The following is a 15,933-nucleotide window of genomic DNA, read 5'->3' as shown; positions in this document are numbered from 1 at the left end:
AACACTTTTATCAAATTCTTTGGAATTGTTGTAAAAAATGTTATGCAACTTTCTAGACGTAAGCTCTTAACGACCATTGGCGTAGCCGCAAGTACAGTATTGCTGAGTAATTGTACGCCTAAAACCTCAGTAAATCAGTTACTGCCGATTACTCCTGAAGTGAAGGTGTCTGACATCCCAGAAGTACAATCAGTTCGGCTTGGTATAATTCCATCGCTCGAAATTGCGCCAATTTTAGTTGCCCAAAATAAAAAACTATTTGCCAAATATGGCATGACTGAGGTGGAGCTGGTTCCATTTAAATCTTGGCAAGATATTTGCGATCGCACGGCAATTGGAACCGAATTGGGCACAAGTGATGATGGTATTGATGGCGGACATTTCTATAGCCCTTTACCTGAATTGATGAATGAGGGCTTAGTCAACCGACCGCACAAAACCGCCATGTATGTACTGATGCGACTCCATACTCATGGCGGATATATTGTTGTTTCTAGACGGCTTAAGCCATTTGGCATTCAGCTTAAACGTGCTACTTTCTCGCCTTGGCAAGATGTCGCCAAGTTCTTTGGTCAGGCAATGCATGGCGCGATCGCAGAATTAGGTAGTAATTACGATTTATGGCTAAGATATTGGTTGGCTTCGATGGATATAATTCCTAAACAGAATATCGATATCTTAGAAATTCCAATAGATGAGATCATTCCGCAAGTTAAACAGAATAAAGCTGATTTACTCTGTCTAGATAGCTGGCGAACGCTCAAATTAATTGAATCACGTTTGGCTGATCCTGCGATCGCGATCGGCGAAATCTGGCGCAATTACCCAGGGGAAATTCTTGCCATGCGGGCTGATTGGGTAGATAAATTTCCAATCGCTACTCAAGCAATACTTCAAGCAATTATGGAAGCTCAGATCTGGTGTGATGATCCAGCCAATGCTAAGGAATTAGATACACTTTTAGCACTAAGTTTTACAAACCGTAATCTTATATCGGAGCCGATCAAAATCTTCTCTCAGCTTTTTCAAAACAGTCCCAAACAAAGCATGAAAAGGCTGAAAATAGATAGCCTTGCTTCCATTAATTCTATTAAGTATTGGTCAAATGATGGCATTTCAGTTTCTTATCCATACAAAAGCCACGATCTTTGGTTCCTGAGAGAATATCATCGATGGAATCCTTTACCTGCTGGGTTTGAGACAAAAGAAACTATTGATGCCGTAAACCGTGAAGATCTTTGGAAAAATGCAGCTAAAGCGATCGGGGTTCCCGATACAAATATCCCCATTTCAACTTCACGAGGAGTAGAAACTTTTTTTGATGGTTCAACATACGATCCCAAATAACTGACATTGCGTGGAACGAATTCCTGTGACGGCATTGGTTCAGATCTGGCAGTAAGAGATTCATCATCTACGTTCCACGTAACACAAATAAAAAACGAAAAGCCTATATCGCCCGCGTAGCAGGCAGTATACGCTTTAGCGAATTTTACTGTATGTTCGATTTAGGCGATAGCCCATACTATGAACTGTCTCGATCAAATCTTCGTTAGCTCCTGCGGCTTTCATCTTTTGGCGCAAACCTCGAATATGCACCTTCACAGTATGTTCCTCTGGAGGTGACTCCAAAGACCAAACATGTTCGATCATGACGCTACGACTCAAGACCCGTCTTCCATTCCGAAGTAGTAATTCTAAAAGAGCATATTCCTTGGGCGTTAAATGGATAGGATTTTCACCATAGCCAACTTCACAAGTACTTGGATTTAGATATAAGTCACCCCACTCCAAAACTGGCGATGCGATTTGACTACCACGACGTAATAGGGCGCGAATCCTTGCAAAGAGTTTTTGTAAATCAACGGGTTTGACAATATAATCATCGGCTCCTACATCTAAACCGTTAATTTCATGATCGATAGTATCGCAAGCTGTGAGCATCAAGATTGGTAAGCTGTAACCATGCGATCGCAACCGATGACAGAGACTAATACCATCTAGTTCTGGCAGCATTAAATCCAAAAGCATCAGATCGTAATCTAGGGACTGAGCTTGATGCCAACCTGTTTCACCGTCAGTGGCAATATCCACAACATAACGCTCATCGGTTAGCGCTTCTGCCAAGGTTTCGGCAAGGCGGATATCATCTTCAACTAGAAGAATCCTCATAGGATGAATTTTTTTTGGAGATGCGATCAAACTTCTCTAATTCTACAAAAATTTGTTACCAAAATTCCGATTCCAAAACCCAAGAAATAATAGCGACGCAAAGCACCGCAATTATTTCTTGGGTTTTGGATAATAGCGACAGCCACTTATCACAGATTGAGGCTTATGCACCCAAATAAATGTAACAGAACATCAAGATTTATTGCCTAAGATCAATCTTTCCGTTTTCTTTACAATTCTCTAACCAGTTTCCTTACTTTTGGTATGGGATTATCTAGATTCATCGTGAGAAAGGCTTGATTGTCATCATCACTTCGATTTAAATAAACCATTTTCGATCTGTGAAGTTAGGATATGCAGCACAAAGTGCTGTGCATTCTAATGAATTTATAAACAACTTAAATTTGGAGAATTTCAATGGGTAGTATCGTCATCAATGCTAGTGCGGTAGAGCTATGGCAAACGAGTTCCGCCGATGATGTTCAGACTGTGATTCGGGCAGTTTATAAGCAGGTATTAGGCAATCCCCATGTGATGGAAAGCGAGCGCTTTGTCAAAGCTGAGTCGCAGTTAGGCGATCGCAGTCTATCAGTACGCGAATTTGTGCGGGCGATCGCTAAGTCTGAGTTTTATCGCGATCGCTACTTCACCTCATGCGCTCCTTACCGCTTTGTGGAGTTGAACTTCATGCATTTCCTCGGTCGTCCTCCCCAGTCTCAAGCGGAGATTTCCGAGCATATTGTGCGTTGCGTGACCGAAGGCTACGATGCTGAGATCGATTCCTACATTGATAGTGACGAATACCAAACTGCTTTTGGTGAAAATGTGGTTCCTTTTAGTCGCAGCAATACCCAAGCAGGACAAAGCCAAGTGACATTTAACCGCATGTATGCGCTTAATCGCGGTGATTCGCAAATTAGCAGTGCGGTCAAGTCTTCACAGTTGGTTTTTGAAGTTGCCACCAACAGCAGCAGCAAAATTTCTGCTGCAAGTGTCGATCTAGGTGGTTCGGGTGAAGCCAACAAGAAGAAATTCAAAATTGTGGTTCAGGGGTCTAAGTTCGACACCCGCCGTCGTGTCAGCACCAGCACCTATTTGGTTGCGGGTGACAATATGACTTCCCAGATCCAACGGATTAATCGTACTTCTGGCAAAATCGTCAGCATCACTGAGGTCGTTTAACGCCGCATATTTTCTCCAATCCTCCTGTCTTATCTACAACCCATGATTTGTGATTATAAAGTATTGCGAAGCAATACTTTATAATCACAAATCAGTTATTTGATGCAGATTGAATCACAGTAGCTAAGACAGGTTCTTCATCTATTTAGAATCAAATTTAAAATGTTACAAATCCTGAACAATCATGAGTCTTGCGATCGCACCGCTCTCTGTTGGAATGCTCCCACCCATTGCTGAAAAGAAAGTGCAGTCTTGGATTAGGAGTCGCCATGTAATTTGTTCGGGAAACTTTTTTGTTTTTGAAACAGTTGATTACGCGGCTCTTGAAAGATTCAATGAATCGATCAGATCTTTAGGTGGATCTGTTATTTCTATAGATGCGATCGGTAAGGTTTGGATTGGCGATCATCGGCAAGTAGTTTTATATCGTGCTAAAGCAAGTTTGCATACTCCACACCATGATTTAAAGCGATATTGGATTAAATACGGCAGTTTTAAAACAAGATTTGACGAGCAAGCTTAATTTCATTTAATTTCATTTAATTTCATTTAATTTCATTCATTTATTTCAACCCTCAAAATAAACGCAAGTTAATTTAGTACAGAGATATTTATTATGGTCAGTACTTTTATAAATCCGCTGGTTAACCCAGAGGCAAACCTTGGGGTTAGCCGATTCGATGAAACAGCTCCGATTCAACTTTGGCAAAATCACTCTGAATCTGATGTCGATCTAGTCATTCGTGCCGCATACCGCCAAGTGCTCGGCAATGCCCATGTCATGGAAAGTGAACGGTTGACTGTCGCCGAATCTCAGCTTAAGCAGCGCGATATATCTGTGCGCGAATTTGTGCGTCAAATTGCCCTATCGGAACAATATCGCGCTAGATTTTTTGAGCCTTGTCCACGAATGCGCTCGATTGAGCTCAACTTCAAGCATTTGCTTGGTCGCGCTCCTGAAAGTGCAGAAGAGATGGCTGATCATGCACAGTTACTCGATCGCGGCGGGTTCGAGATGGAGATCAATGATTACATCGATAGCGATGAATATCATGATGCTTTTGGCGAAGATACTGTCCCTTACTATCGTGGGCATAAAACCCAGACAGGTAAGAAAATGGTCGGTTTTACACATATGTTTCAGCTTTTGCGCGGATCGGCTAGCAGCGATAAAGATCCGAAACATCAAAACCGCTCTCGTCTGAATAGTTATATTTTGCGGAATCGTCCCAGCGCGATCGCACCACTTAAAGGCGCACCTTCACAATGGCAACGTCCTACGGCAGCCACTGATGTCAATCAACTCTTATCCAAGGTTTTTGGATTAAGAAGCGGATCGCCCGATCTATCTTTCAAGCCAGTTGCGCCTAAGTCGGCCAACGAACCCGAACGTCAGCAGCAATTTTATGAAGCTTACCAACCTTTCAAAGAGACTGCACCTGTAGAATTCTGTGTTGGTTCCTCGGATGCGGATCTTGAAGTTATGATTCGAGCCGTTTATCGTCAGGTATTTGGCAATGCTCATGTGATGGAGAGCGAGCGCCTAACGATTGCTGAATCTCAGTTTAAGCGCGGTGAACTGAGTGTGCGCGAATTTGTGCGTCAATTGGCAAAATCGGACTTGTATCGCTCTCGCTTCTTTGATAGCTGCTATCGTTATCGGGCGATCGAGTTGAACTTTAAGCATCTGCTTGGACGTGCGCCAGACAATTTCGATGAAATGCGCTATCACAGCAGTGTTCTGGACAATTCTGGGTTTGAAACAGACATTGATACATATATTGATAGCGATGAGTATCAAACTGCTTTTGGTGAAGCGATCGTTCCCTATTACCGAGGGCTCAGCACTCAGAATGGACAATCAATGTTGGAATTTACCAATATGTTCCAATTATTGCGAAGTGCATCCAGCAGCGATAAAAATCTCGCCACCAATAACAAACCCCAACTGACCAGAGCGATCGTTCAGAATTCGCCCTACGGTAAGCTCAAAGTCAGTGATACTGCTGCCATCCTTGCTGAGGTCTTTAAGCCAAAAACATCAGGTATCGGGCAAATTCAACCTTGGGCGACATCAGCAAACTTTGCCGCCGAGCAGGCATTGCGACAAACTCTGCTCGATCAAGATCTAATCATCGAAAGTTTACAAAAACAACTAGCCGATCTTCGTCCATCGGCATCTATTGGTGCATCTTATCTTAAAAATTCTTGGCAACCCTCGGTTGTCTCGGTTCAAGGAGATGCTTCTGACTCTTTATTACAACAGTCAGACAATCAGATTGAACAGATTGCGAACCTGCAAGCTCAAATTGCCGATGCGCGGAGATATGCCGCGATCGGTGATGCCCGATTGAACAAATGGCGCAGCCGCGTTTTCAATAGTTAACGCAAAAAGTAGAACTTGGCGCAAAGCGTCAAGTTCTACAAAATTAATTAAACTTTTTTAGGAGAATATTTATGTCACTTCCATTATTAGAATACAAGCCTGCATCTCAAAATCAGCGCGTGGCTGGTTTTGAAGTCGCTGGTGATGAGCAACCTCGGATTTATAGTACTGACAATTTACTATCTGGCTCTGAGCTAGATCTATTGATCAAAGCTGCCTATCGTCAAATCTGTAACGAACAACAGATGCTAGAAAGCCATCGCCAAGTAAATCTAGAGTCTCAGTTGCGAGCAGGACAAATTACGGTTAGAGGATTTATTCGTGGCTTAGTCCTCTCTGATTCCTTCAGAAGACTGACCTTTGATAGTAATAACAACTATCGCTTTGCCGAGATTTGTATCCAGCGAATTCTTGGTCGTAATGTCTATAGCGATCGCGAAAAGATTGCATGGTCAATTGTAATTGCGACGAAAGGTATTCAAGCTTTTGTGGATGAGTTGCTCAATAGCGAAGAATATCTCGATAACTTTGGCGATAGTATTGTTCCCTATCAACGTCGCCGTATCTTGGCTCAGCGGACCAAGGGCGAAGTCACCTTTGCTCACATGGCTCGTTATGGGGCTGACTATCGCGATCGCTTGCCGAAACAAGTCTTTACAGGTAATAAAGGTGCTGCAAAACTCGATTATCTACGTTGGGAATGGCAGAAAAACCCACCCGCAATTATCGGCAAAATTGGTGCAGGGATTACCTATGCTGGAGTTGGTATTGTTGGCTTCTTGATATTAGGAGTTTTCCTTGGGCTGTAAACCTTATAATTTATAAACAATCTTAAAAAAGCCTTGCAAAGCAAGGCTTTTTTAAGATTGTTTGGTTAGAGCGTTTGGCACTACGTTCTTTTCAGGATGGTTGGGAGTATGATCAGTTTTTATGCAATCGGGGTTTTCTTTAGCATTTTAATTCTGTTACTAGGCTTTTTCTTTTTTACAAGAGAAGGAAATCGTCGTCGTCGTTCAGAAAAGCTATTGCGCCAACAGAGCGATCGCGAAAGACTGGTTACCCAAATTGCTCACCAAATTCGCCAATCCCTCAATCTTGATGAAGTTCTTGCCACCACAGTTAGAGAAGTCCAACTTTTTTTGCAAGCTGATCGAGTCCTAATTTATCGACTATGGGATGATGGTACTGGTAGCGCCATTCATGAAACAGTCTTACCACCCTATCTCAGTATTTTAGGTCAAGTATTTCCCGAAGAAGTTTTTCCTCAACAATATCATCAAGCTTACTCTTTAGGAAAAGCTCGCTCCATTGCTAACGTTAAGCAGGCTGATGTAGAACCTTGTCTTGCAGATTTTGTCAAACAGTTTGGAGTTCAAGCTAAATTAGTAGTTCCCATTATTCAAGAAAATCGTAAAGGGAATGAGTCAGACACTGCTCAGCCCTATCTCTGGGGATTATTGATTGCTCATCAATGCAATCGCCCGCGCCAATGGGAAGATTGGGAAGTAGAACTAATGAAGCAACTTGCTACTCAAGTTGCGATCGCTATTCAACAATCAGAGCTTTATAAACAACTTCAATATCTCAATACTCAACTAGAACAGCGTGTCCAAGAACGTACAGTCGAACTAGCGACTGTTAATGTTTCTCTGCGAGCAGAAATCTCGGAACGCCAAAAGACGGAAATTGCTTTGCGTCATACTAACGATACCTTGCAAGCTTTAGTTAGTGCATCTCCTCGCGCTATCTTGATGCTCGATTTGGAAGGAAATGTTAAGATCTGGAACCCTGCTGCTGAGCAGATGTTTGGTTGGACAGAATCTGAAGTTATTGATCGCCCCAGTCCGATTAGCCTCGATGAGCCAATTGATGACTATACGACCATCCAAGGTAGTGTTCTGCAAGGTAAAACCTACACAAGAGTGGAGCTATGTCGTCATCGCAAAGATGGAAAAGAGATTAATATTATTTTTTCTGCCGCGCCACTACCTGATACAAATGGTGAAATCAGCGGACTTGTGGCTGTAATTGCTGATATTTCTGAACAAAAAAGACAAGCAGAACAAGTGCGGCTATTGCAATCTGTCGTAGTCAATACCAATGATGCAATTATCGTTACCGAGGCTGAACCTATAGATGCTCCAGGTCCCAGAATCCTTTATGTAAATGAAGCTTTTACAAGGATCACGGGATACAAGCCCGAAGAGGTATTAGGGCAAACACCGAGGATTTTACAGGGAACAAAAACAGATCAGGTTCAGCTCCAGAAAGTTCGTAATGCCCTCTCTCGATGGCATTCTATCACGGTTGAAGTCATTAACTATCGTAAAGATGGATCGGAATTTTGGAATGAGTTTAGCCTAGTGCCCGTTGCTAATGCCCAAGGTTGGTACACCCATTGGATTGCTGTGCAGCGTGACACTACTGAGCGCAAGCAGGTCGAGCAAGCACTTCGACAAAGCGAAGAACGTTTCCGATCGCTGATCGAAAATGCCTTAGATATTATTATGATCCTCGATCCTGATGGCACAATTGGCTATGTTAGTCCTTCTGTCGAAAAAGTTTTAGGTTATGCTGTAACTGAACTTGTAGGAGCAAATGTAAATGCATTTATTCATCCAGAGGATTTGCCTATCTCTCAGAGTTTTCCGCAAGTGACATTGCGCGATCGCCTCACCAATACCAATCAAACCGAAATTCTCAATCCCTTCGAATTTCGGCATCGTCATCAAGATGGCTCTTGGCGGATTCTGGAAGCCATTAGTCAGCCCTTTGCGGATAGTGCCGCAACTTTGCGCGTTATGGTCAATGCTCGTGACATTACCGAACGCAAACGCCTTGACGAAATTTGGCTCGCCCTCGAAAGAGAGAAAGAACTAAGTGCCTTAAAAACGCGCTTTTTCTCAATGGCATCCCATGAGTTTCGCACGCCATTGAGCACAGCCCTAGCGGCTGCACAGGTTCTCGAAAACTCTCAACAGGAATGGGATAACACTGAAAAAAGATTGCGTAATTTACACCGCATTCAAGATTCAGTAAGGAATATGGTGCAGTTACTGGATGATATTTTGACAATCAATCGTGCTGAGACAGGAAAACTCGCATTTAACCCTAAACCTCTAGCACTAGAAGCCTATTGCAGTCATTTTGTCGAAGAGATGCAACTCAGCGCTGGCAATCTGCACCAACTCACTTTTAGTTGTCAAGGCAATTCTCAACATGTGGCTCTGGATGAAAAATTATTGAGATCAATGCTCTCAAATTTACTTTCCAACGCCATAAAATATTCTCCACAGGGTGGGAATATCTCTTTTTCACTAGAATTTCAATCAGATAACCTCATAATTCAAGTCCAAGATCAAGGAATTGGTATTTTATTGGAAGATCAAAAACAATTGTTTGAGCCTTTTCATCGAGGCAAGAATGTTAAAACTATCTCTGGTACTGGTTTAGGATTAGTTGTCGTCAAAAAATGTGTGGATTTACATCAAGGGAATATTTCCATCAGTAGCGAAGTTGGACGAGGAACAACCTGTGTAATCAATATTCCCTTAAAATCCAAGCCCCTGAATGGGGATGTCTTGTTATAATTACTACATCGCTCTGCCAAGGAAAAACTATCATGACTCAAGCGATCGCTCCCCCCGAAATACCAACCAATGTCAAGGAAGATAGCCTTCCATGGACAAGTGCTGACCTAGAGCTACTACCTGAAAACGGCAACCGTTATGAAATTATTAATGGAGAACTTTGCGTGACTAGAGCGCCTCACTGGAAACATCAAAAAACTTGCGGCAGACTTTTTACTGCTTTAGATATTTGGTCGATCGCTACAAAATTAGGCGAAACAGCCATGGGAGCAGGTGTGATCTTTGGTGATAAAGATGATGTTATTCCTGATGTGGTATGGGTGAGCAAAGAAAAATATGAAGCTTTGATTGATGAGTCAGGACATTTACTTGGTGCGCCTGATCTTGCGATCGAGATCCTGTCATCAGGCAAAGAAAATGAAAGACGCGATCGCGAAGTTAAGTTAAAGCTCTATTCATCTCAGGGTGTATTGGAATATTGGATTGCCGATTGGAGAGCTAAGCAAATCCAAGTATATCGCCGTGAGAATGGCATTCTCAAACTAACCATGACTCTATTTGTAAGTGATACAATCACTTCACCATTATTACCAGAATTCTCTTGTCCCTTAGCCCAGATTTTTGAATAAAGAAAAAGCGACGCTTAGCGTCGCTTTTTCTTTATTCAAAAATAGCGGTGCACGGCAAAGCCGTGCACCGCTATTTAGTACTATTTAACTTCTTGCAAATCTTGCAATTGCTCTACTGGTTCAACCTTTGGGAGAACCTTCGGTTGAACGATAGGAGGATTAGCAAGATAGTCAGCGAGCTGTGCTTCAATCTGTTGACGGACAATCATACGATATTCGAGAAAATGTTCTGCTTGAGAACAAACTGATAGATAGCTAATGACCACGTTAGGATAACGCCTCATCAAGTCAAAGAGATTAATCCAGAATTGGAAGCGGGTTTTGCGGACAAAACCTTGTCGCCATGCCAAGATTAACAATGCACGAATGGCTGTCCATTCTGTTTTTTTCTTCTTATCAGTCTTTTCTCGCTTGAGGCTTTTATAGGGTGATTCACCCAAAATCAAGAAATGGCGGTAGGTGCGATTGAGAAAAACCAAGGGATCGTAAAGAGTCCAGAAGGCATGAACATATTCATTGGCGATGTCTTCGAGCGGACGGGTAGGTACGAAGTTCATCAAAGTGGCTTGATGTCCATTACTGTTTTGCTTAATCATCCGCCCTTCTTTATTCAATCGATGCCATAGTCCTGTATCGGGCAAAGCTTGCAGCATACTGAATAGTGCTGTAGGAACGGCGGTTTCTTCAACAAATTGAACAATGCGATCGCCTGCACCTTTTTTCTCACCATCAAAGCCGATGATAAATCCAGCCATGACGCGAATGCCCGCTTTGGCGATGTTAATCACTGATTCTGAGAGTGGATCGCGATTGTTTTGAAACTTCTTGGTCAGCGCCAAACTATCAGTGTCAGGGGTTTCAATACCGAGGAAGACGGAACCAAAATTACATTCCACCATCATCTGCATCATTTCAGGATCTTGGGCAAGATCGACCGATGCTTCTGTGGCAAAGGAGAAGGGATAATTGCGCTCCTTCATCCAAGGTTTTAGCTCTTGGAGCATGACTTTCACATTGCGCTTATTGCCAATGAAGTTGTCATCGACCATAAAGATACTGCGTCGCCAGCCGAGATCGTAGAGATATTGCAATTCGGCAAGAATTTGTGCGGGGGTTTTCGTACGGGGCTTGCGTCCATAAAGAACGATGATGTCGCAAAATTCACATTGGAAAGGGCAACCGCGAGAAAACTGTACCGACATTTCGGCATAGCGGTTCATTTCGAGCAGCTCGAAACGAGGGATCGGCGTTTCGGTTACCGCAGGTCTTTCACCATTGGCTCTGAGGATACCTGAGCGATCGCCTCTTTCAATTGCTTCGACAAACATCGGCAAAGTAATTTCGCCTTCATCAAGGATCAAGAAATCTGCACCCGAAACTTTCGCTTCTTCAGGGAGAGCTGTGGGGTAGGGGCCACCTACGGCAACTAATTTACCGCGTTTCTTGGCTTCTTGAATTTGGACTAAGAAATCTTCCTTTTGGACGATCATTGCCGAGAGGATCACTACTTCCGCCCATTGCCACTCGGCTTCGGTGATATCACGAATATTGCGATCGACTAGCTTAAATTCCCAAGTTTGTGGCAAGATTGCAGCAACTGTAACCATGCCAAGAGGTGGTAGTTGAGCCTTATAACCAACTAATTCTAGAGTTTTTTCAAACGACCAAAAGCTTTTGGGGAATAAGGGATAGACGAGTAAAACACGCATTATTTATATTTTGGGGTTGGGTTTGATTAATGTTGTACTGTAAATATTATAAGGGGCGGTGCGAAGCACCTCCCTTTATGAGCTTAGCTAGCAAGAAGATCAAGCTCCTTTTTAGAAACATCCTGAAGTTTTTTCAGACGTTCTTCTTCTACCCAATAAGCAGCAAGCTGTACTTCAATTTCATTGCGCACGATGTCACGGTACTCCATGAAATGTTCATTGTGAGCGCAGACAGTTAGGTATTGTTCCCAAACTGCAGGATTTTTCTTGATCATGCTAAACAAATGATGCCAGAATTTCCAACGAGTATTGCGTTTAAATCCTTGCCGCCAAATAACGATCGCCAGAGCCTTGAGATCGATCCAGCTAGGAGCGCGATCTGGTGGTTTAACTCTAGGTGCGCCCATCTTCAGGTAATAGCTGTAAACCCGATCAAGGTATGCATTCGGCTCATAAATAGCACAAAAGGCTTCAACATATTCCCGCGCGATTTCTTCGATTGGGCGAGTCGGCACAAAATTTAACAGCGTGGTCTGGTTGATATTGCCATTTCCACTCCGTAAGCGTCCTTCTTTTTCGAGGCGATGTGAGAGTGCCGTATGAGGCAGCGCTTGCAACATTGCAAAAGTGGTGGCAGGAATGCCAGTTTGTTTTACAAATTGGACAATGCGATCGCCTGCGCCAGATTTTTCACCATCAAACCCAATAATGAACCCCGCCATTACCCTCAATCCTGTCTTTGTAATTGTTTCGACAGCTTCAAACAAAGATGAACGTGTATTTTGGAACTTTTGAGTGAGTTGCAAGCTTTCTTCGTCGGGAGTTTCAATACCAACGAACACGGCATCAAAACGACATTCCATCATCAAATCCATCAGTTCTTGATCCGCCGCTAGATCTACAGATGCTTCAGTGATAAAACTGAAAGGATATTGATGATTTAGCTGCCAAATTTTTAACTCTTGTAGCAACAACCTGACGTTACGCTTGTTACCAATAAAGTTGTCATCAACCATAAATACGCTACGTCGCCAACCTAGCTCATTGAGACGGTCAAGCTCTGCAAGTAATTGGGCTGGGGTCTTAGTACGGGGTTTGCGTCCATACAGCACGATGATGTCGCAGAATTCGCATTGGAAGGGGCATCCCCGCGAGAACTGAATCGACATCGAGTCATAAGCATCTAATTCTAAAAGATCAAAGCGAGGCACAGGAGTACCAGTAATATCTGGCTTTTCAGTAGTGCGGAAAATGCCACTGGGTTCTCCCTTGGCGATCGCCTCCACAAACATTGGCAAAGTAATTTCCCCCTCATCCAAAATCAGATAATCAACTCCTGCACTTTGAGGGTCTTCAGGCACAGAAGTAGGATAGGGGCCACCACAGGCAACTTTTTTGCCGCGTTGCTTTGCTTCTTTGATTAAAGACAAAAGGTCATCTTTTTGGACGATCATCGCCGATAAAATAACTAGATCCGCCCATTGCCACTCCGCCTCTGTGATTGTGCGTACATTGCGATCGACTAGTTTAAAGTTCCATTCTTGGGGCAAGATTGCCGCAACCGTGATCAACCCTAGCGGTGGTAGTAACACTTTCCGATTTACTAGCTCTAAGATTTTTTCGTAAGACCAAAACGTTTTTGGAAAAAGTGGATAAACCAGTAGAACGTTCATGCGTTTAGGGATAAGTGGGCGGATACAAAAAAAGCCTGCTGAACACAGCAGGCTTTTTAATTTAGACAGCAGGAAAACCCGTACGGATATCTTCGATGATGCCGTCGCGGAGGACGATTTCTACTCGCATTTGGGCAATCAAGTTATCACCTTTACCTGCGGGGAAGTAGCTGTCAAGCTGCCCTTGGGAAACTTCCTGCTCTAGTTCCAGATTTTGAACTTGAGTCAATTGGGTTAACAATTGATTTTTTTGTTCTAATAATTCTGCCTTGACCCGATTCATTTCGGCGCGAATACCTTCGATCGCATTGGAAACTTCGGCAGAAAATGGTTTGATGCTTTGGCGTTCAATTTCGTTAATCTGACGTGAGCCTTGAGCATCGACTTGCTGCACTTGACCATCAAGTTGAGCAATTTGTTGTTGCAGTTGTTGCTGCATTTCCTCTTTCCAGCGCTGCGTCACAATTACTTGAATATTGGCGGTGCGACGCAATAAAAGCTGATTAGAAAAATCCATCGAATTCACACTTATCTCCAAATTTAGTAGTGTTTAATGTGAGAGCGGCAAAGCCGCTTTCACATTATGAAGTAGTTTTTAATGTGCAAGCGGCTTTGCCGCTCTCACATTATGAAGTAAACATTTTGACAATAATATCTTGATAACGCTCAAATACGATGTTACGTCGGATCTTGAATGTTTGCGTTAGGAACCCATTATCGATGGTAAAAGGCTCAGGTAAAAACTCAAAAACACCGATGCGATCGTTAATGCTATACCCTGGGCGGTTTTGGACTTCACGATTAAGTTCGTCGCGATAGAGATTACGAATTTTGGGATTATTTAACATTGGCAAAATATCCACCAAATTAGAATCAGCAGGAACTAAACCTGCGGCTTCTAATGCCGATAGATTAGGAACAATCAAGACACCCAACTGCTTTTGGTCTTGCCCCACCAGTACTACCTGATCGATATAGGCACTACGTATACAAGCATCTTCGATCGGCTGCGGCTCAATATTCTCACCATTAGTTAAAACGATCGTATCCTTGGCGCGACCTGTGATGACCAAATCATCCCAGTTACTGACATAGCCCAAATCTCCTGTATCAAACCAGCCCTGCGGATCGATCGCTTTTGCCGTGGCTTCAGGATTTTTGTAATATCCCTGCATCACTTGGGGCCCCCGAATTAAAACTAGCCCTTGCTGACCGATTGGCACATCGGCTCTTGTAGACATATCGACAATACGTGTTTCGGTATTGGGCAATGGCTGTCCATCGCCGCCACGAATATTGCGAGATGGACGACGCACATGGGTAATCGGAGAAGTTTCAGTCAAGCCATAGCCGCCCAAAATCTCGATACCGACAATTTCATAGAAGTCTTCGAGGTGTTCTGCGATCGAGCCGCCGCCGCTAACGATGTATTTGAAATTCCCGCCTGTTGCTTCGCGTACTTTTTGATAAACCAATTTGTTACCAAGCTTATGGACTGCCCATAAACCCAAAACTACCAGCGAAGCCTTCAATTTATCCGCTAAAGAAGGATAGAGATTTTCCACATTTACGCCTTGGACAATTCGCTTGGCGGTAATGTATTTCTGGCTCGTTTTTAGAAAGAAATTTACCAAACGCTGCTTCTTAGCAGGTTGCTCCCGAAAATTTTTCTGTACTCCTTCATAGATTGATTCCCATAAGCGGGGCACGGCAACCATATAGTCGGGCTTATGTTCTTTGAGATCCTTTTTGATGGTGCGGAGATTGGTGTAAATCTGCGTGCAGCCTTGGGAAAAGATGAAATATTCAAAGGTGCGCTCGTAGGAATGCCATGTCGGTAAGATACTTAATACTTTTTCGCCGACCTTTAGTTGTAATACTGACTGCGCCCCTTCCACTTCGTACAAGAAATTCCCGTGAGTGAGCATTACGCCTTTGGGTCTAGCTGTTGTTCCTGAGGTGTAGATCAGCGTCGCCAGTGTGTCGCGCTTTATGTCTACATTACCTAGATCTTTGCTACTGCCTCTTGTCAGTAGTTGCTGAAAGTTCAACGCGCCTTCTGGTGGTGTTTCGTCTGAGAGCAAAATAATCTGCTTGACGGGCAATGTGTTTAGTTCAGGTTCGAGTTTTTTGAGGGTGGCGAGATTCTCAACGACGATCGCGACGCTATCACTATGCTCAATGATATAGAGCAATTCGCTACGTTCAGCTTGAGAGCTACGGGTGGCATTAGCTGCCCCGATCGCTAAAATCCCTTGGTCAGCAATCAACCAACGCGGTGAGTTATCAGCAATTAGGGCAACTTTTTCGCCAAACTGGATACCCAGCGATCGCAAACCAGCACCAAAGGCATTAATTTGCTCAAAGGTATCTTTGTAAGAAATTCTGACAGGGGGCTTAGCATGGGGATCATAAAGTGCGATCGCATCGGGATGATTCTTTGCACCATGTTGCCAGAGTTGCCAGAGGCTAGAGGCTTGCGAAGGAGGAAAGGATGTATCCATAATTTAGAGGCGGATCTCACTAATGTTTAATTATTTTTGATTACTAGGAATTGTAGTTAAAAAATAAGCATTAACTTAAGAATTGGAT

General features: G+C 43.3%; 12 protein-coding genes. 7 read left to right on the top strand and 5 right to left on the bottom strand.

Annotated elements, in window-relative coordinates; genetic code table 11:
* Window positions 1-42: 42 nt before the first annotated feature.
* On the top strand, window positions 43-1,347 hold the full coding sequence (locus PseudUWO311_RS05440; RefSeq protein WP_142654191.1) for a CmpA/NrtA family ABC transporter substrate-binding protein: 1,305 nt from the start codon (window positions 43-45) through the stop codon (window positions 1,345-1,347).
* 135 nt (window positions 1,348-1,482) lie between these two features.
* Here PseudUWO311_RS05440 and PseudUWO311_RS05435 read toward each other — a convergent pair whose 3' ends face one another.
* Window positions 1,483-2,172 carry a response regulator transcription factor gene (locus PseudUWO311_RS05435; RefSeq protein WP_142654190.1) on the bottom strand — a complete coding sequence of 230 codons (690 nt, stop codon included), beginning with the start codon at window positions 2,170-2,172 and terminating at the stop codon, window positions 1,483-1,485.
* 417 nt (window positions 2,173-2,589) lie between these two features.
* Between PseudUWO311_RS05435 and PseudUWO311_RS05430 the strand changes: the two genes are divergently transcribed.
* The 6 genes from PseudUWO311_RS05430 (at window position 2,590) to PseudUWO311_RS05405 (ending at window position 9,959) form a co-directional block, all read left to right on the top strand.
* On the top strand, window positions 2,590-3,354 hold the full coding sequence (locus PseudUWO311_RS05430) for a phycobilisome rod-core linker polypeptide (RefSeq protein WP_142654189.1): 765 nt from the start codon (window positions 2,590-2,592) through the stop codon (window positions 3,352-3,354).
* A 184-nt stretch (window positions 3,355-3,538) separates the two neighbouring features.
* Window positions 3,539-3,877 carry a CpeR family transcriptional regulator gene (locus PseudUWO311_RS05425; protein ID WP_142654188.1) on the top strand — a complete coding sequence of 113 codons (339 nt, stop codon included), beginning with the start codon at window positions 3,539-3,541 and terminating at the stop codon, window positions 3,875-3,877.
* Window positions 3,878-3,970: 93 nt separating this feature from the next.
* Entirely contained in the window at window positions 3,971-5,740 is a 1,770-nt protein-coding gene (locus tag PseudUWO311_RS05420; RefSeq protein ID WP_142654187.1) for a phycobilisome rod-core linker polypeptide, read from the top strand.
* Window positions 5,741-5,811: 71 nt separating this feature from the next.
* Window positions 5,812-6,549 carry a phycobilisome rod-core linker polypeptide gene (locus tag PseudUWO311_RS05415; RefSeq protein WP_142654186.1) on the top strand — a complete coding sequence of 246 codons (738 nt, stop codon included), beginning with the start codon at window positions 5,812-5,814 and terminating at the stop codon, window positions 6,547-6,549.
* A gap of 108 nt (window positions 6,550-6,657) precedes the next feature.
* Window positions 6,658-9,330: a PAS domain S-box protein gene (locus PseudUWO311_RS05410; protein WP_142654185.1), complete on the top strand. Its 2,673-nt coding sequence runs from the start codon at window positions 6,658-6,660 to the stop codon at window positions 9,328-9,330.
* Between the two features lie 32 nt (window positions 9,331-9,362).
* A complete protein-coding gene (locus PseudUWO311_RS05405; RefSeq protein ID WP_142654184.1) occupies window positions 9,363-9,959 on the top strand; it encodes a Uma2 family endonuclease in 597 nt (198 codons plus the stop codon).
* Window positions 9,960-10,039: 80 nt separating this feature from the next.
* Here PseudUWO311_RS05405 and PseudUWO311_RS05400 read toward each other — a convergent pair whose 3' ends face one another.
* The 4 genes from PseudUWO311_RS05400 to PseudUWO311_RS05385 all read right to left on the bottom strand — a co-directional run bounded on the left by PseudUWO311_RS05400 (window position 10,040) and on the right by PseudUWO311_RS05385 (window position 15,845).
* Complete coding sequence (locus PseudUWO311_RS05400) at window positions 10,040-11,668, bottom strand: B12-binding domain-containing radical SAM protein (protein ID WP_142654183.1); 1,629 nt, start codon at window positions 11,666-11,668, stop codon at window positions 10,040-10,042.
* Between the two features lie 83 nt (window positions 11,669-11,751).
* The gene (locus PseudUWO311_RS05395; RefSeq protein ID WP_142654182.1) at window positions 11,752-13,341 is read right to left on the bottom strand and encodes a B12-binding domain-containing radical SAM protein; all 1,590 of its coding nucleotides are present in this window, start codon (window positions 13,339-13,341) and stop codon (window positions 11,752-11,754) included.
* Between the two features lie 61 nt (window positions 13,342-13,402).
* Window positions 13,403-13,858 carry a YlqD family protein gene (locus tag PseudUWO311_RS05390; protein ID WP_103666990.1) on the bottom strand — a complete coding sequence of 152 codons (456 nt, stop codon included), beginning with the start codon at window positions 13,856-13,858 and terminating at the stop codon, window positions 13,403-13,405.
* A 109-nt stretch (window positions 13,859-13,967) separates the two neighbouring features.
* Window positions 13,968-15,845, bottom strand: coding sequence for an AMP-dependent synthetase/ligase (locus PseudUWO311_RS05385; RefSeq protein ID WP_142654181.1), 1,878 nt, complete (start codon window positions 15,843-15,845; stop codon window positions 13,968-13,970).
* Between the last annotated feature and the right edge of the window lie 88 nt (window positions 15,846-15,933).

The organism is Pseudanabaena sp. UWO311 (assembly GCF_006937785.1).
GTDB lineage: Bacteria > Cyanobacteriota > Cyanobacteriia > Pseudanabaenales > Pseudanabaenaceae > Pseudanabaena.
Note: the sequence above shows the minus strand (reverse complement) of the source record. Positions and strands in the feature narration are given on the sequence as shown.

Bases quoted from the DNA above. Each gene is read 5' to 3' on its own strand.
- PseudUWO311_RS05440 (WP_142654191.1), top strand. From the start codon at position 43: ATGCAACTTTCTAGACGTAAGCTCTTAACGACCATTGGCGTAGCCGCA.
- PseudUWO311_RS05435 (WP_142654190.1), bottom strand. From the start codon at position 2,172: ATGAGGATTCTTCTAGTTGAAGATGATATCCGCCTTGCCGAAACCTTG.
- PseudUWO311_RS05430 (WP_142654189.1), top strand. From the start codon at position 2,590: ATGGGTAGTATCGTCATCAATGCTAGTGCGGTAGAGCTATGGCAAACG.
- PseudUWO311_RS05405 (WP_142654184.1), top strand. From the start codon at position 9,363: ATGACTCAAGCGATCGCTCCCCCCGAAATACCAACCAATGTCAAGGAA.
- PseudUWO311_RS05395 (WP_142654182.1), bottom strand. From the start codon at position 13,341: ATGAACGTTCTACTGGTTTATCCACTTTTTCCAAAAACGTTTTGGTCT.
- PseudUWO311_RS05420 (WP_142654187.1), top strand. From the start codon at position 3,971: ATGGTCAGTACTTTTATAAATCCGCTGGTTAACCCAGAGGCAAACCTT.
- PseudUWO311_RS05385 (WP_142654181.1), bottom strand. From the start codon at position 15,845: ATGGATACATCCTTTCCTCCTTCGCAAGCCTCTAGCCTCTGGCAACTC.
- PseudUWO311_RS05400 (WP_142654183.1), bottom strand. From the start codon at position 11,668: ATGCGTGTTTTACTCGTCTATCCCTTATTCCCCAAAAGCTTTTGGTCG.
- PseudUWO311_RS05410 (WP_142654185.1), top strand. From the start codon at position 6,658: ATGATCAGTTTTTATGCAATCGGGGTTTTCTTTAGCATTTTAATTCTG.
- PseudUWO311_RS05425 (WP_142654188.1), top strand. From the start codon at position 3,539: ATGAGTCTTGCGATCGCACCGCTCTCTGTTGGAATGCTCCCACCCATT.
- PseudUWO311_RS05415 (WP_142654186.1), top strand. From the start codon at position 5,812: ATGTCACTTCCATTATTAGAATACAAGCCTGCATCTCAAAATCAGCGC.
- PseudUWO311_RS05390 (WP_103666990.1), bottom strand. From the start codon at position 13,858: ATGGATTTTTCTAATCAGCTTTTATTGCGTCGCACCGCCAATATTCAA.